The organism is Aliiroseovarius sp. B-4 (assembly GCF_056857795.1).
In genome coordinates, this window is record NZ_JBSXNV010000029.1 from 24,530 (window position 1) to 47,553 (window position 23,024).

General features: G+C 58.1%; 22 protein-coding genes. 12 read left to right on the forward strand and 10 right to left on the reverse strand.

What is annotated here, in order from left to right; translation table 11 throughout:
- Positions 1–134 precede the first annotated feature (134 nt).
- The 8 genes from AC13C8_RS03350 (at position 135) to AC13C8_RS03385 (ending at position 8,771) form a co-directional block, all read left to right on the forward strand.
- Positions 135–1,172, forward strand: coding sequence for an ATP-binding protein (locus tag AC13C8_RS03350; RefSeq protein ID WP_482846368.1), 1,038 nt, complete (start codon positions 135–137; stop codon positions 1,170–1,172).
- Between the two features lie 151 nt (positions 1,173–1,323).
- A complete protein-coding gene (locus AC13C8_RS03355; RefSeq protein ID WP_482846369.1) occupies positions 1,324–2,376 on the forward strand; it encodes a substrate-binding domain-containing protein in 1,053 nt (350 codons plus the stop codon).
- 88 nt (positions 2,377–2,464) lie between these two features.
- Positions 2,465–3,931: a phosphate ABC transporter permease subunit PstC gene (pstC, locus tag AC13C8_RS03360; RefSeq protein ID WP_091430067.1), complete on the forward strand. Its 1,467-nt coding sequence runs from the start codon at positions 2,465–2,467 to the stop codon at positions 3,929–3,931.
- A complete protein-coding gene (gene pstA / locus AC13C8_RS03365) occupies positions 3,928–5,292 on the forward strand; it encodes a phosphate ABC transporter permease PstA (RefSeq protein WP_482846370.1) in 1,365 nt (454 codons plus the stop codon). Before pstC ends, pstA begins: the two co-directional genes overlap by 4 nt.
- Positions 5,293–5,323: 31 nt before the next feature.
- Entirely contained in the window at positions 5,324–6,121 is a 798-nt protein-coding gene (gene pstB, locus AC13C8_RS03370) for a phosphate ABC transporter ATP-binding protein PstB (protein ID WP_091432248.1), read from the forward strand.
- Between the two features lie 34 nt (positions 6,122–6,155).
- Positions 6,156–6,887: a phosphate signaling complex protein PhoU gene (gene phoU / locus AC13C8_RS03375; protein ID WP_091430064.1), complete on the forward strand. Its 732-nt coding sequence runs from the start codon at positions 6,156–6,158 to the stop codon at positions 6,885–6,887.
- Positions 6,884–7,573, forward strand: a complete 690-nt coding sequence (phoB, locus tag AC13C8_RS03380; RefSeq protein WP_482846371.1) for a phosphate regulon transcriptional regulator PhoB — start codon at positions 6,884–6,886, stop codon at positions 7,571–7,573. Before phoU ends, phoB begins: the two co-directional genes overlap by 4 nt.
- Positions 7,574–8,015: 442 nt before the next feature.
- The gene (locus AC13C8_RS03385; RefSeq protein WP_482846372.1) at positions 8,016–8,771 is read left to right on the forward strand and encodes a helix-turn-helix transcriptional regulator; all 756 of its coding nucleotides are present in this window, start codon (positions 8,016–8,018) and stop codon (positions 8,769–8,771) included.
- A 463-nt stretch (positions 8,772–9,234) separates the two neighbouring features.
- On the opposite strand, the gene tsf is transcribed toward AC13C8_RS03385, so the two are convergent.
- Both tsf and rpsB read right to left on the reverse strand, forming a co-directional pair.
- Positions 9,235–10,110: a translation elongation factor Ts gene (gene tsf, locus AC13C8_RS03390; protein ID WP_482846373.1), complete on the reverse strand. Its 876-nt coding sequence runs from the start codon at positions 10,108–10,110 to the stop codon at positions 9,235–9,237.
- Positions 10,111–10,220: 110 nt separating this feature from the next.
- Positions 10,221–11,003 (reverse strand): 30S ribosomal protein S2, encoded by a 783-nt coding sequence (gene rpsB / locus AC13C8_RS03395; RefSeq protein ID WP_091432245.1) that lies wholly within the window; start codon positions 11,001–11,003, stop codon positions 10,221–10,223.
- Between the two features lie 306 nt (positions 11,004–11,309).
- On the opposite strand from rpsB, the gene AC13C8_RS03400 reads away from it, so the two are divergent.
- Together AC13C8_RS03400 and AC13C8_RS03405 are read left to right on the forward strand one after the other, a co-directional pair.
- Positions 11,310–12,206 carry a PfkB family carbohydrate kinase gene (locus AC13C8_RS03400; protein ID WP_091430058.1) on the forward strand — a complete coding sequence of 299 codons (897 nt, stop codon included), beginning with the start codon at positions 11,310–11,312 and terminating at the stop codon, positions 12,204–12,206.
- Positions 12,203–13,111 (forward strand): pseudouridine-5'-phosphate glycosidase, encoded by a 909-nt coding sequence (locus tag AC13C8_RS03405; RefSeq protein ID WP_482846374.1) that lies wholly within the window; start codon positions 12,203–12,205, stop codon positions 13,109–13,111. Before AC13C8_RS03400 ends, AC13C8_RS03405 begins: the two co-directional genes overlap by 4 nt.
- A 69-nt stretch (positions 13,112–13,180) precedes the next feature.
- Here the strand turns inward: AC13C8_RS03405 and ctrA are convergent, their stop codons facing one another.
- Both ctrA and sciP read right to left on the reverse strand, forming a co-directional pair.
- Positions 13,181–13,894, reverse strand: coding sequence for a response regulator transcription factor CtrA (gene ctrA / locus AC13C8_RS03410; protein WP_091430055.1), 714 nt, complete (start codon positions 13,892–13,894; stop codon positions 13,181–13,183).
- A gap of 99 nt (positions 13,895–13,993) precedes the next feature.
- Positions 13,994–14,272, reverse strand: coding sequence for a CtrA inhibitor SciP (gene sciP / locus AC13C8_RS03415; protein ID WP_091430054.1), 279 nt, complete (start codon positions 14,270–14,272; stop codon positions 13,994–13,996).
- A gap of 125 nt (positions 14,273–14,397) precedes the next feature.
- On the opposite strand from sciP, the gene mnmA reads away from it, so the two are divergent.
- Both mnmA and AC13C8_RS03425 read left to right on the forward strand, forming a co-directional pair.
- A complete protein-coding gene (gene mnmA / locus AC13C8_RS03420; RefSeq protein WP_482846375.1) occupies positions 14,398–15,552 on the forward strand; it encodes a tRNA 2-thiouridine(34) synthase MnmA in 1,155 nt (384 codons plus the stop codon).
- Between the two features lie 105 nt (positions 15,553–15,657).
- Entirely contained in the window at positions 15,658–16,146 is a 489-nt protein-coding gene (locus AC13C8_RS03425; protein WP_482846376.1) for a DUF2059 domain-containing protein, read from the forward strand.
- A gap of 25 nt (positions 16,147–16,171) precedes the next feature.
- On the opposite strand, the gene lpxB is transcribed toward AC13C8_RS03425, so the two are convergent.
- From lpxB to bamA, 6 genes are all read right to left on the reverse strand, one after another.
- The gene (gene lpxB, locus AC13C8_RS03430; RefSeq protein WP_482846377.1) at positions 16,172–17,347 is read right to left on the reverse strand and encodes a lipid-A-disaccharide synthase; all 1,176 of its coding nucleotides are present in this window, start codon (positions 17,345–17,347) and stop codon (positions 16,172–16,174) included.
- Positions 17,344–18,159 carry an LpxI family protein gene (locus tag AC13C8_RS03435; protein ID WP_091430048.1) on the reverse strand — a complete coding sequence of 272 codons (816 nt, stop codon included), beginning with the start codon at positions 18,157–18,159 and terminating at the stop codon, positions 17,344–17,346. The genes lpxB and AC13C8_RS03435 overlap by 4 nt, the downstream gene beginning before the upstream one ends.
- A gap of 9 nt (positions 18,160–18,168) precedes the next feature.
- Positions 18,169–18,978: an acyl-ACP--UDP-N-acetylglucosamine O-acyltransferase gene (lpxA, locus tag AC13C8_RS03440; RefSeq protein ID WP_091430046.1), complete on the reverse strand. Its 810-nt coding sequence runs from the start codon at positions 18,976–18,978 to the stop codon at positions 18,169–18,171.
- Between the two features lie 3 nt (positions 18,979–18,981).
- Positions 18,982–19,449, reverse strand: a complete 468-nt coding sequence (gene fabZ / locus AC13C8_RS03445) for a 3-hydroxyacyl-ACP dehydratase FabZ (RefSeq protein WP_091430044.1) — start codon at positions 19,447–19,449, stop codon at positions 18,982–18,984.
- A gap of 80 nt (positions 19,450–19,529) precedes the next feature.
- Positions 19,530–20,129, reverse strand: a complete 600-nt coding sequence (locus AC13C8_RS03450; protein WP_218142237.1) for an OmpH/Skp family outer membrane protein — start codon at positions 20,127–20,129, stop codon at positions 19,530–19,532.
- Between the two features lie 121 nt (positions 20,130–20,250).
- Positions 20,251–22,605: an outer membrane protein assembly factor BamA gene (gene bamA / locus AC13C8_RS03455; protein ID WP_482846378.1), complete on the reverse strand. Its 2,355-nt coding sequence runs from the start codon at positions 22,603–22,605 to the stop codon at positions 20,251–20,253.
- Between the last annotated feature and the right edge of the window lie 419 nt (positions 22,606–23,024).

Consider the following 23,024-nt stretch of genomic DNA (forward strand, 5'->3'; position numbering starts at 1 on the left):
CACACATATAAGGCGAGCAAAAGGTTTGCAATTCTCCCCCCATGAAGTTTGCCGTATTTTTTGCAGTTTGACCTGGCGACAATATCCCGCCATCCCTGTACCAGCGAAAGCTGAACCAAGGGTGCTACTGTGTGATGTCGTCCAGCGAAGTTTTGCAAGCGTTGCCGATACCCGTTTTGGTGGTTGGCCAGGATCAACGGGTCACAGGCCAGAACGGTGCTGCTGCACACCTGTTCGGCGCTGATCTGCTGGGGCGCCATGTGGCGACCGCCATCCGCCAACCGGCATTGCTCGAGGCCATCGAAGCAGTGCTTGTTGGCGCGCAGCACGCCGATGCCCGTCTTGTATTCTCGCCCCATGGTCGCGATCTGATCTACAATGTGCATGTGGCGACACTTTCGTCTGAACGCAGCGCCATCCTGACATTTCTGGATGTCTCGCGGCAGGAAGAGGCCGGGCAGATGCGGTCAGATTTCGTGGCGAATGTCAGCCATGAACTGCGCACACCGTTGACCGCATTGACGGGCTTTATTGAAACTCTGCGTGGCCCGGCGCGTGATGATCCGGCCGCCCGCGCACGTTTCCTGGATATCATGGAAAAAGAAGCAGGCCGGATGAATCGGCTGGTAACGGATCTGTTGTCACTTGGCCGGCTTGAAGACATGGGGTGGATGCGCCCCACCGATCTGGTCGAACTGGATCAGGTGATCCTGATGGTGATTAACGCACTCAACCCCGCGGCAAAGGATCGCAATGTCGATGTGCGTGCCAGTTTTGACACCACCCGCCCCGTTATCGTGGTGGGGGACCGGGATCAACTGACGCAGGTTTTCACCAATCTGACGGAAAATGCGATCAAATATGGGCACAAGGGTGGAACTGTGCAGATCACTGTCAAAGCGGTGGCGCAGGTGCCCGCGTTCAAGGGGCCGGGGCTGGAGGTCACGGTGCAGGACGATGGCGACGGCATTGATCCCAAACATCTTGGCCGTTTGACTGAACGGTTTTACCGGGTCGACAACCATCGGTCACGTGAACTGGGCGGCACCGGGTTGGGGCTTGCGATCGTCAAGCACATCGTGAACCGGCATCGCGGGCGTTTGCGGATCGAAAGCACCCCCGGCGCGGGCAGTTGCTTTTCCGTTACCTTGCCGGTGCCCGATCCCACCTGACAACTTTTTCTCGCAATCTTCAGAAAATTTTCTGTCCGACGCGGTTTGTCACATTACTTTTACAAAACTTACACAAAACCTTTGATCAAGACCCATAGGACAGCCGCATGTCGTCCGAGGGGGCGATGCCATATTGAAACAGGAGCTATCCATGTCCTTCGCGAAACTGACCGCTTCCACCCTGGCCATCGCTGCCGTGTCTGCAACTGCTGCTGCGGCGCGTGATCAGGTTCAGGTTGCCGGGTCATCGACCGTGCTGCCCTATGCCTCGATCGTGGCGGAAGCCTTTGGTGAAAACTTTGACTTCCCGACACCGGTGATTGAATCGGGTGGATCGTCGGCAGGCCTGAAGCGTTTCTGCGAAGGTGTCGGGGAAAACACCATCGACATCGCCAACGCATCGCGCAAAATCAAAGCCTCCGAGGTCGACGCCTGCGCCACGGCGGGCGTCACCGACATCGTTGAGGTGCGCATCGGCTATGACGGCATCGTCTTTGCCAGCCAGATCGACGGCCCTGACTTCTCGGCGTTTGAGCCTGCCGACATTTACAACGCGCTGGCTGAACAAGTGATCGTCGACGGTCTGTTGGTCGATAACCCCCATCAGAAGTGGTCGGATTTCAACGCCGACCTACCCGACGCCGACATTGCGGCTTTCATTCCCGGCACCAAGCACGGCACCCGTGAAGTTTTTGAAGTCAAGGTGATGGAAGAGGGCTGCAAGGCCACCGGCGCCTATGACGCCTTCCTGACAATCGCAGAAGGGGATGATGACAAAGCCAAGGCAAAGGCCGCAGCCAAAATGTGCTACGGCGTGCGCACTGATGGCAAATCGGTCGATATCGACGGGGATTATACCGAGACGCTGGCCTCGATTTCTTCAAACAAAGACGGTATCGGCATCTTCGGTCTGGCGTTTTACGAAAACAACACCGACACGCTGAAAGTGGCGACCATGTCAGGTGTCTCTCCGTCAACCGAGACGATTGCAACCGGTGAATACCCGGTATCGCGCCCGCTCTATTTCTATATCAAGAAGGCGCATATCGGCGTGATCCCCGGCCTGAAAGAATTTGCCGAGTTCTTTGTCGCGGATGAAATTGCTGGCCCTGATGGCCCGCTGGCAGAATATGGTCTGGTATCTGATCCTGAATTGGGTGCCACGCAAGCCGCAGTCGCCGCGGAAGACGTGCTGACCAACTAAGTGAACGCGGTGTGGGGCAGGGGTCCCGCACCGCATTATCCCTGCGGGTTCGGCAACGGATCCGCATAGCTGCTGCAAGAGTTCTTACATGTCTGCACTTTGGCTTCTTGTGATCATACTGGCGCTGGCAGTCACCGGCTTCTTTCTTGGACGCCGACGCGCGATGGCTTCGGTCGGGGGGGATCGGCGGAAACTTCATTCCTTGCCGCATTATTATGGCTTCAATGTTGCAATGCTGGCACTGGTGCCGGCTCTTCTTGTTTTGGCACTGTGGGTTGTCGTGCAGCCCATTGCGATCAATGCCAGCGTGGCAGGCCTGATCCCCGACGGGCTTTATGAGGATGCCGGACAACTGAACCTGATCATGAGCGACGTGAACCGCGTGGCAACCGGGCTGGATCAACTGGTCCGCCAAACATCATTGACCGAGGCCGGAGTGGCCAGCCTTGACGCTGCCTCTGTTGATCTTCGCGGGCAACTGGCACAGGTCGGTGTCGCGGTTGGGGCTGATATCAGCCCCGCCATCCTGACCGCCGCGCAAGTGCTGCGCAGCAAAACTGAAACCGGCACGATGGCGTTGACAGTGATTGTCCTGATTATTGCGGCGGGCGGTTTTCTGGCCGCAATGCGCGTGACCTCGGGCACGTTCCGGGCCCGCAACCGGGTCGAGGCTGGAGTCAAGCTGTTGCTGATTGGGGCAGCATCCCTTGCCATCCTGACCACCATCGGCATTGTCCTGTCGCTGATCTTCAACACGATCAGCTTCTTTGGCATGTTTCCAGCCGGCGATTTTCTGTTCGGCACGGTCTGGAGCCCGGAGGGGCGCGGCGGATCCGAGCACTTGGGCATACTGCCGCTTCTGTGGGGCACGCTTTATATCTCGCTCGTCGCGTTACTGGTCGCAGTGCCCATCGGCCTGTTCGCGGCGATCTATCTGGCCGAATACGCCAACCGGGCCACCCGCGCCTTCGCCAAGCCTATGCTGGAGGTTCTGGCGGGCATTCCCACCATCGTCTATGGTCTGTTTGCTCTGACCGTGGTCGGACCGATGCTGGTTACTGTGTTCGGTGCGGACGGGTTGGGGTGGATGCAAGGCGCGCGGTCGGTGATGACCGCAGGGCTGGTCATGGGCATCATGCTGATCCCGTTTGTCAGTTCGTTGTCCGACGACATCATCAACGCGGTGCCGCAGGCGATGCGCGATGGCTCGTACGGGCTGGGCGCGACACAATCGGAAACCGTTCGTCAGGTGGTTCTGCCGGCTGCCCTTCCGGGCATCGTGGGTGCCGTGCTGCTGGCCGCCAGCCGCGCGATTGGCGAAACCATGATCGTGGTGATGGGGGCAGGGGCTGCCGCCCGGCTGGACCTGAACCCGTTCGAAGCAATGACGACCGTCACCGCCAAGATTGTCAGCCAGTTGACCGGCGACAGCGATTTTGCCAGCCCCGAGGCGCTGGTCGCCTTCGCGCTTGGTATGACCCTGTTCATCCTGACCCTTGGTCTCAATGTCCTTGCGCTCTACATCGTGCGCAAATACCGGGAGCAATACGAATGACCGACGCCGCTTTTCCAAACGGTGCCAACGGGTCCGCGCCGCGCGCGCCATCGTCGCTTCTGACCCAAGACGCCCGCACCAAGAAGCGCAACGCCGCCGAGGCCCGGTTTCGCGCCGGTGGCATCATGGCCATCGCGGTTGGCCTGATCTTTCTGGTGGTGCTGATCAGCTCGATCATCCTCAAAGGTGTGGGCGCGTTTCAGCAGAGTTTCATCACCCTGAATGTCGAGCTTCAGGAAGCGAAACTGGACAAGTCCGGGTCCCGTGACATCGAGGCCATCAAGAAGGTGACAACCTTCGGATATAACCCGCTGATTGATGATGCACTCGCACGCGCGATTGCCGAGATCGGGGCCGATAACCCGTTCAGCAAAGGCAAAGACCTGCGCAAGATGATCAGTTCGGGCGCAGCGGCAGACATTCGCGACCATGTCATCGCCAACCCGGATCAGATCGGTGAGACCGTGACGTTCAAGCTGCTGGCCTCGTCCCGTGTCGACGGCTATCTGAAGGGCCGCGTGACCCGTGAAAGCCTGGCCCGCGACAAGAACCTGACACCAGAACATCTTGATGTCATTGATGCGCTCACAGACGCGGGTGTGGTGACGAAATCGTTCAACCTTGACTTCATCACCGGCGCGGATGCGTCGGAAAGTCGCCCGGAACAGGCTGGAATCGGAGTCTCTATGCTGGGCAGTTTCTATATGATGCTTGTGGTGCTGGCCTGCGCTTTGCCCATCGGCGTGGCTGCGTCCATTTATCTGGAGGAATTTGCCCCGCAGAACGGGTTTACCGATCTGATCGAAGTCAATATCTCAAACCTTGCGGCGGTGCCGTCCATCGTGTTTGGCATCCTTGGTCTGGCCGTGTTCATCCAGTTCGCACATTTGCCGCAATCCGCCCCACTGGTCGGCGGGCTGGTCCTGACCCTTATGACGCTGCCAACCATCATCATTTCGACTCGCGCGTCTCTGAAATCAGTCCCACCCTCGATCCGCGAAGCCGCTTTGGGGGTAGGGGCCTCGAAAATGCAGACCGTGTTTCACCACGTGCTGCCGCTGGCCATGCCGGGCATCCTGACCGGCACCATCATCGGTTTGGCTCAGGCGCTTGGCGAAACCGCGCCGCTGCTTCTGATCGGCATGGTGGGCTACATCGCGTCGAACTATCCCGATGGTCTAGTCGAAGGTTTCATGGCGCCGAACTCGGCCATGCCTGCGCAGATCTATGAATGGGCCAAGCGTGCCGATCCGGCCTATTATGAACGCGCCTGGGGCGGCATCATCATCCTGCTTCTCTTTTTGATGAGCATGAATATCCTTGCGATCATCCTGCGCCGCCGGTTCGAACGCCGCTGGTGAGCCGCAAAAAAGAATGCGAAAGACCGAACCCATGAACGATATGACAAAGATTGAAAGGACCGCCGCGATGCACGACATCAAGATCACGGCAAAAGGCGTGCAGGTCCATTACGGCGACACGCATGCCATCAAGGATGTGTCGGTCGATATTCAGGACAACACCGTCACGGCCTTCATCGGCCCGTCAGGCTGTGGAAAATCCACATTTCTGCGCTGCCTGAACCGGATGAACGACACCATCGACATCTGTCGGGTCGAAGGCGATATTCGCCTGGACGGCGAAGACATCTATGACAAACGCGTCGATCCTGTTCAGCTGCGCGCCAAGGTCGGTATGGTGTTCCAGAAACCCAATCCGTTTCCCAAGTCGATCTATGACAACATCGCCTATGGGCCGCGCATTCACGGTCTGTCCCGCAACAAGGCCGACCTGGACGAGATTGTCGAAAAATCACTGCGCCGCGGTGCCATCTGGGACGAGGTGAAAGATCGACTGCACGCACCCGGCACCGGGCTGTCCGGCGGACAGCAGCAGCGTCTGTGCATCGCCCGAGCCATTGCGACCGAACCCGAGGTTCTTCTGATGGACGAACCGTGCTCGGCGCTTGACCCGATTGCCACCGCGCAGGTGGAAGAACTGATCGACGAACTGCGCGAGAACTACTCGGTGGTGATCGTCACCCATTCGATGCAGCAGGCCGCGCGGGTCAGTCAGAAAACCGCGTTCTTCCATCTGGGCAACCTGGTGGAATATGGGGATACGGATCGGATATTCACCAACCCCACAGACCCCCGCACCGAAAGCTATATCACCGGCCGGATCGGCTGACGACGGATCGCCTCTCAAAGGGCAGGAGACATACATGACCGACCAACATATCGCATCCGCCTTCGACCGCGACCTGGAAGAAATCCAGGCTCATCTGATGAAAATGGGCGGGATGGTCGAAGACGCCATCCGCGAAGGTGCCAAATCGTTGAAGCGTCGGGACGAAGAATTGGCCGATACCGTGCGCAAGAACGACAAGAAGATCGACGCGCTGGACCTGCAAATTCAGGAAGAATGCGCGCGTGTTCTGGCCCTGCGTCAGCCGATTGCATCCGATTTGCGCACGGTTCTGACCGTGATGAAAGTGGCCGCGAACCTGGAACGGATCGGCGACTATGCCAAGAACATGGCCAAGCGCACCACTGTTCTGGTGCATATGCCTCCCATCGACGGCGCTTCAGGGGCGATTAAACGGATGGCCGGGGAAGCGCAATCCATGCTGACAGACGCACTGGATGCCTATATCCGCCGCGATGCCGATCTGGCGCATGATGTGCGCCAGCGTGACCTTGAGATTGACCAGATGTATAACGCGCTGTTTCGTGAGTTTCTGACTTTCATGATGGAAGACCCGCGCAATATTTCATCCTGCATGCATCTTCATTTCATCGCCAAGAACATCGAACGGATGGGGGATCATGTGACCTCGATCGCGGATCAGGTTATCTATCTGGTGACCGGAGAAATGCCGGACGAGGCGCGCCCGAAAGGCAATGCGCCCAACTACGAGATCCCAAGCTCCAGTGAAACGGGGGCCAAGGGATGAGTGCAGATAAGCCCTGCGTTTTGCTGGTCGAAGACGAACCAGCCCAGCGAGAGGTCCTGCGCTATAACCTCAGCGCCGAAGGCTATGACGTCACCATGGCCGAAAACGGTGATGAGGCGCTGATCCTGATTGATGAGGTTACGCCAGACCTTGTGCTGCTGGATTGGATGGTGCCCGGTGTGTCCGGCATCGAAATTTGCCGCCGCCTGAAAACGCGCAAGGAAACCCGCACCATCCCGGTGATCATGCTGTCAGCCCGATCAGAAGAGGTTGACCGCGTGCGGGGACTGGAAACCGGCGCTGACGACTACGTGGTCAAGCCGTTCTCGGTCAGTGAACTGATGGCCCGCATCCGCACCCAGTTGCGACGCACACGTCCGGGGGCGGTGGGGCAGCGGCTGGAGTATCAGGATATCCTGCTGGACGGCGAAAGCCACCGCGTGACGCGGGCTGGTGCGCCTGTGAAACTGGGACCGACAGAATTTCGTCTGCTGTCGACGTTGATGGAAAAACCCGGACGGGTCTGGAGCCGCGAACAATTGCTGGATCGCGTCTGGGGGCGCGATGTCTATGTCGACACGCGCACGGTCGACGTCCATGTCGGACGCTTGCGCAAGGCGCTTTGCCGACAGGGTGGTGACGATCCGCTACGCACTGTGCGCGGCACAGGATATGCACTGGGGTAGCGCGCTCCCATGTGAACCCTTACATCGCATAATCAGTATTATGTAATATTTATACATACAGAATGAGTGTGGGATGTTAGCTATATCCTGCAACACACTCATATCATGTCACTAATGGACACTCGGTAAATGGGAATAATACCTCCATCATCCACCCTGGCGTCTGCGTCTTGCTTTCTGTGCACCGCTTAACACCACGTGTAACACAGACCGCCTCGATCTCCGCGGTGGCGGATCACGTTTGGGACAAACACTGACATCCTGTTTTTTCTCGACAATTATTGCACGAGCAGCAAAGAATGCGGTCGAGAAAAGGAATTGATTGATGATTTTGTTCGATGTTCTGGACGCGCCGCGCCGAGATTTGTCGGGAATACCTGACCCTGCCGCATGTCTACCAACATCATGGTATGACAGCATTGTAGAAGCCGGGACGATCTGAATGGATCCTACACTCGATTACATGGCGCGGATATGTCATTGCACGTCCATCGCAGAGCTTTGGGATATTCACTGTGAGGCGATGAATGAATTTGGGTTTGACCGGCTGGTCTATGGTTGCACCCATTTCACAACGCCAACATCGCTTGGCCCGCGTGAAGATACGTTAATACTGTCTTCTCATCCGCCCGAATACGTAAAACTTCTCTATACCGATGACGAACTGTACCGCCATTCTCCGATGATCGAATGGGCATCGAAGAACAGCGGCGCTTGCAGTTGGTCCTGGGTGCGTGAAAACATCGACAAGCTTTCGGAAGGCGGTCTGAAGGTTCGGGACATCAACCGTCAAATGAATGTCACCGCAGGCTATACGATCTCGTTTCCGGAATCCGCCAAACGTGCCCGTGCATTGATGGCGTTGACTGCCAGGAACGGGCTGACTCAGGATGAGGTCGATCAGATTTGGGAAGAGCATGGCAAGAGAATCGAGACCATGAATCATGTCGTGCATCTGAAAATAATGTCCCTGCCCCAACAAACCGATCGTGCGAAGCTGTCGGCACGCCAGCGCGAAGTGCTGGAATGGGTGGGCATCGGCAAGACCAATCAGGACATCGCGACGATCATGGGCGTTTCGGCTGCCACGGTCGAGAAGCATTTGCGAATCGCCCGGTCCAAACTTGGGGTTGATACAACTGCGCAGGCAATCCTCAAAATCTCATACCTGAATCAAATTCGCTCTCCTCATGGTTGATTGAATTGACCCTAGGGAACTTATTCAAGATAATTTCACGCCATTGTAGACCGTCTGCGAACAAAAAATCACATCTAGTTGACCTAACGGTACGGAAACCCTGACTTCCATTTCGCTTCATTTTGAGGCATTATAGACTTGTTCCGTGAGTGGTGGCTTTATAGCCGTTGGAACTTGAAGGGGTGGACGTACTGCGATTTCAGACAACGTCTCATTCTTCCGGGAAACCGGGAGCTGGTGCTGATGGAGTATTTTTCCCAGAGGCACCAGCAACCTAAAATACCCGGAAATCTAGAAAGAAACATACATGTCCCGTGTGGGTCTTTTGCGGCGTCAACCTTCCCGTTGGCGCCGCGCTTCATTTGGTGCCAGGTGCGATCAGCCATCCCGCTCTTTTCTTGCCCGATCAATACAAAAAAGGGCCGGTCGCCCGGCCCTCTCTGGACATCGTGGTGAAACCTGATCAGCCGTGTACGGCAGCAGCCACTTCGGCGGCGAAATCAGCCTCTTCTTTTGCGATCCCTTCGCCCACCTCCATGCGGACATAGCCAACGATCACGGCACCGGCTTCTTTGGCGGCGGCCTCGACGGTCAGATCTGGATTGATCACAAAATCCTGACCCAGCAAAGTCACTTCGGCCAGGAATTTCTTCATGCGGCCTTTGATCATGTTCTCGATGATGTTTTCGGGCTTGCCGCTTTCGCGAGCTTGCTCGGTCAGGATCGAGCGCTCTTTCTCAACGACGGTCGCGTCAAGCTCGGCTTCGTTCAGGGCTTGCGGGCTAGCCGCCGCAATGTGCATGGCAACCTGACGACCGAATTCTTCCGAACCACCATTCATCGCAACCAAGACGCCGATTTTGCCCATGCCGTCCGCAGCTGCATTGTGGACATAGGTCACAACGGTTTCACCTTCGACCGATCCCATGCGACGCAGCGACATGTTTTCACCGATGGTGGCGATCTTGTTGGTGATCGTGTCGGCGACCGACTTGCCACCCAGGTCAGCCGCGTTCAGCGCGTCCAGATCGCTGGCGCTTAGGGCTGCATTCGCGATCCCCGAAACCATCTGCTGAAACTCGGCGTTCTTGGCAACGAAGTCGGTTTCCGAGTTCACTTCAACGGCGACGCCCTTGCCGCCGGACACGGCGACGGCCACCAGACCTTCGGCGGCCGTGCGGCCTGCTTTCTTGGCGGCTTTCGCCAGACCTTTGGTGCGCAGCCAGTCGACGGCGGCGTCCATGTCGCCATCATTTTCGACCAGTGCTTTTTTCGCGTCCATCATCCCAACGCCGGTGGATTCGCGCAGTTCTTTGACGAGTGCAGCAGTGATTGCCATATCTCAGCTCCTTGGTGTCTCGGGGTCTGGGGCGTTATATACCCGCCCCCGGATCATTTCTGTATCAAGAAATGCGAGGCAGATCGCCCTGCCCCGCAATTGTGCGGTCGTTACTCGACCGGCGCAGCTTCTTCAGCAGCTTCAGCAACAGCTTCTTCGGTCGGAGCTTCTTCCATCGCACCGAGATCAACGCCAGCTGCACCCAGTTGGGCCGACATACCGTCCAGAGCCGAACGCGACGCCAGATCGCAGTAAAGCGCAATGGCACGGGCCGCGTCGTCGTTGCCCGGAATGATATAATCCACACCTTCCGGCGGGCAGTTGGTGTCAACCACGGCCACGACCGGGATGCCCAGCTTGTTGGCTTCGGCAATCGCCAGCGCTTCTTTTTTCACGTCGATGACGAACAGCAAATCGGGCACACCGCCCATTTCGCGAATGCCGCCCAGTGACGCTTGCAGTTTCGCCTGCTCGCGTTCAATGCCCAGACGCTCTTTCTTGGTCAGGCCTTCAGCACCGTTCGCAAGTTTCTCGTCGTATTCTTTCAGACGGTTGATCGACTGTGACACGGTCTGCCAGTTGGTCAGCGTGCCACCGAGCCAACGGTGGTTCATGTAATACTGCGCCGACTTCTCGGCGGCTTCAGCGATTGCTCCAGCGGCTTGACGCTTGGTGCCAACGAACAGCACGCGGCCACCCTTGGCGACTGTTTCGCGTACCGCGTTCAGTGCGGCGTCGAGCATCGGCATCGTTTGTGTCAGGTCAAGGATGTGAATCCCGTTGCGCTCACCATAGATGAACGGGCCCATACGGGGGTTCCAGCGTTGAGTCTGGTGACCAAAGTGAACGCCAGCTTCCAATAGCTGACGCAGTGAGAAATCAGGCAGCGCCATGTTCTTTTCCTTTCCGGTTTCTACCTTGACGGGGCCATACGAGCAGTTCATGTCCTTGAAATCTAACCACTTTCACGGCTTCGATCTCTTGGTCATTCCCCGGCTCAACCGGCGGACGTCCGAGGATGTCTCCCTCATCAGCCCAACCCCGCCTGTGGATTGATGGGGGGCGTATAGACCCCAACCCGGGGACTGACAAGCCCAAAATGCGGGGCTTTGGCTATATTTTGTTGGTTCTTGCTGTGTCGATCGGTTGCCGGCTGATCCGCTCTTGTGTCACGCTGCAATCCTCGGCAAACAGACAGCATGACGTTGACACATGATATTCTTTGTATCGGGTCCGTGCTGTGGGACGTGATCGGGCGCACACAGCACCCGATGCGCATCGGCTCGGACGAACCGGGGCGCATCACGCGACTGCCGGGCGGTGTGGCCATGAACATCGCCATGACGGCGCAACGATTTGATCTGCGCCCCGCCCTTTTGACCGCGATTGGCCGTGATGCCGAAGGGGAAGATCTGTTGGCCGAATGCGGCGCGCGCGGCATGGTCACGAGCTATGTTTACCGCCCGCCTGGTTTGCCCACCGATGTCTATATGGCCATCGAAGGGCCGCAGGGGCTGGTCGCTGCATTGGCGGATGCCCATTCTCTGGAAGCTGCTGGTGATGCAATTCTGGCACCGCTGGAAGACGGCTCGCTTGGCTCTGCCAACAAACCATATGCGGGCGTGATTGCGCTGGATGGCAACCTGACGCTGCCTTTATTGTCGGACATCGCGGGTCGCCCCAGCTTCGCCGACGCCGACCTGCGCGTGGCCCCGGCCAGTCCCGGCAAGGCGCGCCGATTGGCACCCCTGATGGGACACCCGGGCGCCACCCTTTATGTCAACCGCGAAGAGGCCGGATACCTGGCCAATCAGCGGTTCGACAATGCGCTTGAAGCGGCCGAGGGGCTGCTGGCCGCCGGGGCGAACCGTGTGCTTGTCACCGATGGCGGCAGCTTCGCCGCAGATGGCAGCAAGCTGCGCGGGGTGATCCAAACCCCCTGCCCGGCCGTGCGCGTGCGCCGGATCACCGGTGCGGGCGACACTTTCATGGCCGCACATATTGCCGCCGAAATGGCGGGCAAAAATCCGGCTGAAGCGCTGGCGCATGCCCAGGAAACCGCCGCCCATTACGTATCCGGAGAAGACGACACATGACCCTGCCCCTGACCTTTTCGCCCGAGGTTGAAACAGCGCGCAAAATTGGCCAACCCATCGTGGCGCTGGAAAGCACGATCATCACCCATGGGATGCCGTGGCCGCAGAATGTCGAAACCGCCCGCGAGGTCGAAGCCGTCATTCGCGAAAACGACGCTGTGCCGGCCACCATCGCAATTCTTGATGGACGACTGCATATCGGTCTGACCGATACCGAGCTTGAGACTTTGGGCCAGGCCCAGAACGTGGCAAAACTGTCGCGCGCCGATCTGGCCGCTTGCATCGCGACCGGCGGCACGGGCGCGACCACAGTGGCCGCCACGATGATCGCGGCGCATCTTGCGGGAATTGAAGTCTTTGCGACGGGCGGAATCGGCGGCGTGCATCGTGGGGCCGAGACAAGCTTCGACATTTCTGCCGATCTGCAAGAGCTTGCCAAGACGCCAGTGACGGTTGTCGGGGCCGGTGCGAAAGCCATTCTCGATTTGCCAAAGACGCTTGAAGTGCTGGAAACGCTGGGCGTTCCGGTCATCGCATATGGCCAGACGGACTTTCCGGCTTTCTGGTCGCGCAGTTCCGGACTTCCTGCACCCTTGTCGATGGATGATCCCGCCCAGATCGCGGCGGCAATGAAGGTGCGGCGCAGCATGGGCCTGACGGGTGGTCATTTCATTGCCAACCCGATTCCCGAGGCGGACGAGATTCCCACCGAGGTGATCACCCCGGTTATCGAAGAGGCTCTGGCCGCCGCCGCTGCGGAGCGGATCGCGGCCAAGTCAGTAACTCCCTATCTGTTGGATCGCATCTTCCACGCGACCGACGGGGCGTCGTTGGTGGCGAATATTGCCCTTGTCAAAAACAACGCGCGCCTTGCGGCACGCATCGCTTGTGAATTGAAGGCCTGAACACAGTTCGGTGATAAAAGTCAGTGGTGAAAAGCCGCCGGTCCCACGCCGATGCCGGTCGGCCGCGACTTACGCGCCCATCGCGATTTTTGCGTCCAATTCGGCAGGTTCCGGGTCGCGCAGGACATAGCCACGCCCCCAGACCGTTTCGATATGGCTGTCGCCCCCGGTTGCCGTAGACAATTTCTTGCGCAGTTTGCAGATAAATACGTCGATGATCTTCAGTTCCGGCTCGTCCATCCCGCCGTAAAGGTGGTTCAGGAACATCTCTTTCGTCAAGGTTGTGCCCTTGCGCAACGACAGAAGCTCCAACATCTGGTATTCCTTGCCGGTCAAATGAACGGTGCGCCCGTCAACATCGACGGTTTTTGCATCCAGATTGACGGCAATAGGTCCGGTCTTGATAACCGATTGCGAATGTCCTTTCGACCGGCGAATGATTGCGTGGATGCGGGCAATCAGTTCTTCCCGGTGGAATGGTTTGGTCATGTAATCATCAGCCCCGAACCCAAAGCCCTTGATCTTGTTTTCGGTGTCATCGGCCCCGGACAGGATCAGGATCGGTGTTTCCACCCGCGCCATGCGAAGCTGACGCAAAACTTCGTGCCCATTCATGTCAGGCAGGTTCAGATCAAGAAGGATAAGATCATAGTCATAGAGCTTTGCCAGATCGATGCCTTCTTCACCAAGATCGGTTGCATAGACATTCAGATTGGCATGGGTCAGCATCAATTCGATGCTACGCGATGTTGTCGGGTCGTCTTCCACCAGAAGTATACGCATATTTCGGGTTCTCCGCTAAAAAGTCCTAATGTTCGCAGTCAGCATCTCGTGAAATGGTTAACCACACGTTACCCATGCAGAACTTTTAGCGAAAACAATCTAAGGTTGTCTATACCTTTGTAGAGAGGTGGCCTTCAACGCGGCCTCTCCGTGATCGGACACGGCCCGGATCCACTCGGCCAGCTCCTCATCGGACAAGGCATAAAGCTCTTGCGCATCTCGTTCCGAAATCAACCCGGACATTACGCCCCGCACCACGGCCGCTTTACGGCTGGCGACCCAGCGCCGTGTGGTTTTCGGTGGCAGATCAGCACGCGTCATGATCGACCCATCCGGCAGGGTCACTGCGCGCGGCCCTTCAACTTTTTTCAGATACATATCCAGCCCTCACGTCTTGGTCTGTGACGATTTTCGACCGTTACACTTAAAGAGAGGTGAAGCTTCCCCTTGTTGTTCATTCGAATTTTCATATATTCCGACATTCTTCTGGAAAGGATTTGGTCATGTCCACGACCGTCAAAGCCAAAACAGCCCCGGTGCTGAATTCACTGGGCTTCGCCAAACCGCCCGCCGAGACCCGTGTCGTGGTCGCGATGTCGGGTGGCGTGGACAGTTCGGTCGTGGCCGCGATGCTGGCCGAAGAAGGCTATGATGTCATCGGCGTGACCTTGCAGCTTTACGACCACGGTGCAGCCCTTGCCAAGAAAGGCGCCTGCTGCGCCGGAATCGACATTCACGACGCCCGCCATGTTGCTGAAAGCATGGGGTTTCCGCACTACGTGCTGGATTATGAAAACATCTTTCAGGACGCTGTGATCGAAGAGTTCGCCGACAGCTATCTGGGCGGAGCCACCCCCGTGCCCTGCATCCGCTGCAACGAGCGGGTTAAATTCAAGGACCTGTTGGAAACTGCGCGCGATCTGGGGGCCGATTGCATGGCGACGGGACACTACATCCAGCGCACCGTGGGTCAGGTCGGCCCGGAGCTTCACCGCGCCGCCGATCCTGCCCGCGATCAGAGCTATTTCCTGTTCTCGACCACTGCCGAGCAGTTGAATTATCTTCGTTTCCCCCTGGGCCACCTGAAAACCAAGGATGAAACACGGGCGCTGGCGCGAAAATACGGGCTGGAAGTCGCCGACAAGCCCGACAGTCAGGACATATGCTTCGTGCCGGATGGGAACTACGCCAGCGTCATCGAAAAACTGCGCCCCGGGGCCGCCGAACCCGGCGAGATTGTGCATGCAGACGGGCGCGCGCTGGGGCAGCATGACGGCGTCATTCACTACACCATCGGCCAAAGACGCGGGCTTGGTATCGGCGGATTGTCCGATCCGCTTTACGTGGTCAAACTGGACGTGGATGCCAAGCAGGTCGTGGTCGGGCCAAAAGAGATGCTTGCCACACGCACAGTTCCTGTGCGTGAGATCAACTGGCTGGGCGACGAACCCTTCATGTCGCGCATGGAATGGCATATGGGCGTGAAAATCCGATCAACCCGCCCGCCGCGCGAGGCGATCATCCGTCCGATTTCCGAGACCGAAGCAGAGGTCGAACTTTTGACTCCCGAAGAAGGTGTCAGCCCCGGACAGGCCTGTGTGTTCTATTCATTGGACAGCTCGCGCGTCTTCGGCGGCGGCTGGATCTGGCGCGGCTGAATCGGTTTTTTTTGCTCCGGTTCACACCCCACTTGACCAATGTGATTGCGGCGGCGGAATTATGGGTTGAGAATGCGAGGGAAACGACACTGAAAAGGACTTCTGATGCGTAATCTACTTCCCGCCCTTGTCGCCGCCGCGCTGCTTGGTACGCCGGTTCTGGCTGCGGAAACCTATGAGCAGCGTTTGGCGATCGCCACCGGCTATATCGAAGCCACCCTGGAAGACATGGACATGGAAGCAATGGTCAAGACCATGTGGCAACCCCTTGTCGATGATGTCACCGCCAAAGGCATTCCCCTGAATGATGACCAGATCGCCCGGATCGACCAGCTTTATCAGGATGAAATGTCCGGTCCCATGTACGAGATCATGCGCGATCAGGCAGCTGTCATGGCCGAATTGTTCACATTTGACGAGATCAAGGCCATTCGCGATTTCTATGCCACCGATCTGGGTCGTTCGGCGATGAGTAAACTGCCACAGGTGACAGAACGGCAGACGCCAATGGTGATAAAAATGGTGCAGGAAAAGATGCCCGAGATCATCCCGAAAGTTCAGGCGATCCTGAGCGAAGGCGCTGAGGCAGAGTAGCGCCTAAGCTGTATCGGCTGGCGCGTCAGGCTGTTTGTGCCCGCGCCACCACGTTCAGAACCGAACGGGCGGCCCGAAGTCCGGGTGCCTCGCCCCCTTTGCCAAGACGATCCATTGTCAATGACATCGCGCTTTTTTGGGCCGAGGGGTCGGCCAGCGTTGCCAGAAGCGCCGGCGCGATCTGGTCGGGCGTGCAGTTTCGCCCAAGAAACTCCGGCACCACCCGCGTTTCGGACACCAGATTGACCAATGTCACGGTGTCGATTTTCAACAAGCGCCCGATCAAGAGCCGGCTAAGCCAGTTCATGTCATAGGCAATCACCATCGGTGTCGCGGCAGCCGCGAGTTCAAGTGATACCGTCCCGGACGCAGCTAAAGCCACATCTGCCGCCCGAAATGCGGCCCGTTTCTGATCTGCTTGATCAGCAGGGATCAGGATCGGTTGCACGGGCCATTTGGCGGTCATGTCACGCACCAGCCCGTCCACGCCCTGCGCCACCGGCAATACGACCTTGATGTCGGGGAGGTCGTGTTGAACACGGCCCAAAGTCTCGCCAAAGCGGTCAGCCAGGCGCGCCACCTCGCCCTTGCGCGATCCCGGCAATGCCAGAAGCAAGGGAACATCACCAATCCCACGATCGTCGCGAAAGGCCTGCGCCTGCGCATCCGATGCGACCGGCTCCGCCACAACCGGATGGCCGACAAACTCGCAACTCATCCCCGCGGCTTCCATGTAAGGTGGCTCGAAGGGCAATAGCGCCAGCACATGATCGATCCACTGCGCCATTTTCTCGGCCCGTTTCGGACGCCACGCCCAGACCGAGGGCGCAACGTAGTGCACCGTGGGAATGTCGCGGCCAAAGGTCAGCCCCTCAACTTCATCCTCTTTCACGATCCGCGCCACGCGCAGACAGAAATCCGGACTGTCGATCGTGATCATCACATCGGGACTGGCTTTAATCACCGCCTCGGCCGTTTCACGGATGCGGCGTTTCAGGTGGAAATATTTGGGTGCGACCTCGGCAATACCCATGACAGACAGGTCGGACATGGGAAATTGCGATTGCAATCCTTCACCAGCCATCGCGGTGCCACCGATGCCCAGAAACTCGACGTCATCCACCACAGATTTCAGTCCCGCCATCAGCGCCGCGCCCAACCGATCACCCGAGGGTTCGCCCGCGATCAGGAACACCTTCATGGCGTGGCCCCGCGCACGTCCAGGAAAAGATCATGCTCTTCAATCAATCGTACGACTTCGTCTTGCTCCATAACGATCACATCGCCTGCCGGTATCACGATGCCGCCCAGGCCCGCCTTGGCCACCGCCTCCACGGTTGCCGGGCCAATGGTCGGGATATCCATGCGCTGGTCTTGTCCGGGTTTGGAACGTTTTACAAACACGCCACGCGCGCCCAGCTTCAGATGTTCGGGAGATTCAGATACGAAACGCAACAACGCATCGGTGCCCTGAATGGTCTCGATCCCCAGACATTGTCCGCCCGCCACAACTGCCCCCTGCGCCAGATCTTCGGGGACCAACGTGTTCAGAATGGACCAGGCACGATCCGCATCCCGGCGGTCCTGATCGCTGGGGGTGCGACCGATGACCGTGGCGTCAAGGCTCAGCCCTTGCGCCACATCGGTGGCGGCGACCACCTGAAACCCCTGTTCTTCGAAAACCTCGGCCACCAGCCGCAAAAGCGCGTCATCGCCCTTGCCCAGAACCGCCTTGACCCGAGGAAACAGGCCCAGAGTCACACGGTCCATCCGCAAGGGGTTCAGCTTAGGGCGATCAACCTTGCCCGCAAAAACCACGCGCGCGACCCCTGCCCCGCGCATGGATTTGAACAAGGCACCCAGTTTTTCATAGCTCGCCTCGACCAGTTCATGCCCGTCCGGGGCGGCCACTTCGACGCCCTTGATCGTCACGAACAGCGCGCCCGGATTGCTGGCGGCAATGCGGTGCGGCAGGTCCCCGGTTCCGGCGATGATGGCAAGGCGGTCGGTCATTGCTGCTCGCTATTTTGGGGTCAGGAAACCACGGTCGCTGTCACCGGTGATAAAGGCAACCAGTTCGCGAACATAGTCGCTGTCTGCGCTGTCCGCCAAACCGGCGGCGCGGTCGCGAAACGACCCCTCGCCGTTTTTCAATACCTGCAAGGCAGACCGTAAGGCCGCGATATCAGCTCGCGCCACCCCACGACGTTTCAACCCGACAAGGTTTAACCCGTCCAGTTCCGCGCGCGGCCCTTGCACCAAAGCATGTGGCAAAACATCGGCTGTCACCATCGACAAGGCGCCGATGATCGCACCGCGACCAATGCGGATCCATTGATGCAACCCGGACAGACCCCCGACGATCACATCATCTTCGATGACCACATGACCGGCCACCGCGACATTGTTGACCAAAATGACGTTGTTGCCAATCTGGGCGTCATGGGCCACATGGCTGCCCGCCATGAACAACCCATCGTCACCAATGCGCGTGACAAAGCCGCCGCCGGCGGTGCCGGTGTTCATGGTGACATGTTCACGGATGCGGTTGCGTTTACCAATCACCAGCCGCGTATCCTCGCCCGCGAATTTCAAATCCTGTGGAATCTCGCCAATCACCGAAAACGGAAAAATCACAGTCTCGTCGCCTATTTCGGTATCGCCGGTGATCACCACATGGGATTTCACCTCGACCCCGGCACCAAGCCTGACCTTCGGGCCGATCACGCAAAACGGGCCGATCCGGCACTCGGCACCAACAACCGCGCCGTCTTCTATGATCGCGCTGGCATGAACCAGGGCTGTGGGATCAACGCCCCCTTTGGCAGTCATCGGTCAGCCTTTCCCGCCGGTCACGTCGATCATTGCCATAAAGGTCGCCTCGCAGGCCAATTGGTCACCGACCATGGCGCGCCCGTCGAATTTCCAGACCTTTGCGCCGCCGCGAATGGTGGTCACATGCAGCTCAAGCACATCGCCCGGCACGACCTTGCGACGAAACTTGGCGCTGTCAATACCCATGAAGTAGACAACGGCTCCCGACCCGACAAGGCCCAACGACAAGGACACCATCACCGCCGAGGTCTGCGCCATCGCTTCGATGATCGTGACACCCGGCATGATCGGCAGACCCGGAAAGTGTCCCTGGAAATGCGGCTCGTTCATCGTGACCATCTTGATGCCCTTGGCAAATTCCTTGGCGCGAATATCCTCGACCCGGTCCACCAGCAAAAAAGGATAGCGGTGGGGAATACATTGCTGGATCAGTTGGATATCTGCGGTGCTGGGCACGTCTGATGTCATAGTCACGTCCTTTGCATATGGGGCTCTTGGTGGCCCAGTCCTATCTGACTACCAGTCTGGAACGGTTGAAACAATTGCTATCAGTTATCAGGCGATGTGCCGTCCGGGGCTGCGTCCCCCAAGGGAAAGACCGGCATTTCGGGTGCGGGCTGTTCCGGGGGCACAACCTCTCCCGCCGGGGATGAGGGCGCGCTGTCTTGCAAATCGCTGCCATCACCCAGCACCTGATCGATACGCTCAACCGCAAGTTTGGTGATGTCGATGTTCTGCGTGGTCAGCAGTATGGCGCGCCGATCCAAGATGACCACAGCGCCCAATTCGCGCACCAGCTTTCCCAGAATCGGGCCGATCCGTTCAAAAAATGCGGCTTGTTCCCGTTCCAGCGTGCGGACAAATTCCTGCTCGCGTTCAGTCCCTTCAGTGCGCAGAGCTTGAACTTTTTCGTCGAACGCCTTGGCAAGTTTGCGAAAGTCATCGGGCGACATACCGTCCCGCTTATCGGTCAGTTCACGCTCTTCCTTTACCAAGGCCTCTTCGACCTTGCGCGTTTCACTGGCCAGCCGCACGCGTTCAGACTCGACCGTTTCGACCACCCTGCGGCCATATTGTGTGTCGGAAAACAGACTTTGCCGATCAATGGTGACAATCTGAGATACGGCGCTGCCAGTCTGCTGGGCCATCACCGGCGTGGGAAGTGATCCGAAAATCAGCCCCGTCGCCAATGAGACCGGAAAGAAGAACCGGACGGCATGACGCCGCAAACCGCAACATGCGTATCGCAGCGCCAGCCGGATCACTGGATCAGAACTCTGCCGAAATCGTAAGCTCGAAGCTGTTCTCTTCGTCATAGTCTTCCTTGGCCAACACATGCGAGAAGTTGAACCGAAGCGGACCGATCGGTGTGTCCCAGAAAATCGACGCCCCGATTGAGGAACGCAGATGCGCGCTGTCGTCAATCGTGCCGCCCAACGTGTCGTCCAGCCCCCACAACGTCCCGGCGTCAAGGAACAGACCGCCGGTGATGCCGTATTCTTCGGGCAAGCCAACGGGGAACTGCGCTTCAAGACGCGCGGCCGCAAACTTGTTGCCGCCCAACGTATCCTGATTGATTGCAGTCAGGTCCCGCGGTCCGATCCCATTGGTGGCAAATCCCCGCAATTTGGACGGGCCAAGGCGGAAGCGGTCCGTCACACGCGACGGGTTGCCATCAAGACCGTGAAGGATCCCGCCCTCGACGGTCGCCGTCAGTGTCACTTGATCGTTCCAGATCTTGGTCTGAGCCTGCGCCAAGGCGGATGCCCTTGCGTATTGATAATCTGCACCCAGACCGCCCAGATCGCCGTCGAACTGAAGCAGATACCCGCGGTTCGGGTCCAACCCGGTGCGGCGCGTATCATAGCTCCAGGTCAAACCGACACCCGCGCCAACCTGCCGGCCGCGCGCGCCTTCGTTTTTCAGGACTTGCGAGCTATCATTATCGACATCGGTGATTTCCGCGCCATCGCCATACACACGCAGACCAAGCCGGGAATATTCTCTGATCGGAAACGAGATTGAAGGCCGAATTGCCAGCGAGCGCGTGTTGTAGAAGGACGAGGCGAAGGCGGTTTCCTGATAATAGGCTTCGAACCCCAGCTCCAGATCACGATCCAGGAAATTCGGCTCGGCAAATTTGAACGAGAAACTCGACGTATCCTCACCGCTTGAATAGCTGGCGCTGAGATACTGTCCGCGACCAAGGAAGTTGCGTTCCGTGAAAGCAATATTCAGACCAAAGCCGTTTTCAAGACTATAGACGCCGCCAAAACTCAGCGATCCGGTCGGGGCTTCTTCGACATCGACATCAATCACCACCTGGTCGGGTGCAGATCCCTCGCGTGCCTCGACATTCGAATTCGAGAAATATCCAAGCGCGCGCACACGTTCTGCCGCCTCGCGAATTTCGCGGGGGTTGAACGGGTCGCCTTCCACCACGCGGAACTGGTTGCGCACCACGCGATCCAACGTGGTCGCGTTGCCTTCGATGTCGATTCGTTCGACGATGATGCGCGGGCCGCGGACCAGAACCAGATCAATATCCAGCGTGCGCGCGCGTTCGTTGCGGGTCACTCGCGGTTCAACGCGGACGAAATCCTGACCATTGCGAATGGCCAGACGTTCCATTCGCGCAATGGCGTTGTCCATCAGCGCCGGGCTGTAGACAACACCCGAGCGCAATTTATGCACCGCTTGATAGTCGGCCGCGTTTATATTGTTCACCTCGGACGAGGTGGTGATGTTGCCAAACCGGAACTGTTGGCCTTCTTGCACCGAAAAGGTGATGAAGAAAGCGTCGCGCTCGCGGGAAAATTCGCTTGTGACGCCCGTGGTTTTGAAATCCACATAGCCGCGCGACAAATAGAAGTCGCGCAACACCTGCTTGTCGAACTCGATCCGTTCCGGCGCATAGGTGTCGGCCCGGATCAGGGCACGCAGGATGCCGGCCTGCTTGGTTTCAAGAACCCGCCGCAGTCGACTGTCCGAAAACTGACGGTTGCCGACAAAGGACAGACGCTCGACCTCGACATTGCGGCCTTCGACAACTTCGAATACCAGATCGACACGGTTGTTCGAGCGGCGGATGATTTTCGGTGTCACCTGCGCCGCCAATCGGCCTTGCGCCTGATACAGCTCGGTGATGGTTTGAACGTCCAGCTCCGCGTTGGCCGGACTATAGACCTGACGTGGCTGGGATTTCAGGAGGGGTGCAAAGACGTCATCTTTGACCTTGCGGTTTCCTTCGACCGATACAACATTGATGGTCGGGTATTCGCGGACCTTTACCACCAAAGTGTTGCCGCGTGGCAGGATTTGCACGTCTTCGAAAAGGCCAGAGCCGACAAGACGTTGATATCCATCATTCAACTGCGCCGCCGAGACGGCCTCTCCTTGGGCGATTCCCAGATAGGACAGGATGGTGGCGGCTTCGATCCGCTGCGTGCCCTCGATCTCGATCCGCTGGAACGCATAGGATTGCGCGACCGCAACATGCGGCACCGTGACCGTAACCCCGGTAATTGCCAGAAAAAATGCCAGCCCACCGCTGGTCAAAAGACCTTTTGCGCCGCGCCCTGTTGTCTTGAAACGGTTGCTGCCCAACCTCTTATCAAATGCCATCGTATTTACTTTCCCCAGACATCCCAGTGCCAATGTGGATAAGGGGTTGCGACGGTCTTGTCAAAGCGCGAAACAAGACTTTCGAAAGGGGGCGGCGCCGCGCCAATTCGATCACGTCCGGCGTGCGTGCGATGTAGATTGTCCAGATGCGCTCGACGCGATCAAATCCGGCATCCGGTCATGACAAACCCGCGCACAGGGTTGCTGTGGCGGGTCAAGGTGATGGTCGTGCCATCCCGGCGATTTTCGGGGGATCACAAAAGACTATGCAGCGCCGCGCTTAAGACGAGAGCGGCTGCAATCGCGCTCGCGAAAAATAATCTATCCCAGTTCAGATCAACCAAAACAGCGAATGCGTTTGATCCGCGATCTATCCGGTCCATTGCCCAACCCTTTCAACGAGTCGTAGTTCACGACAT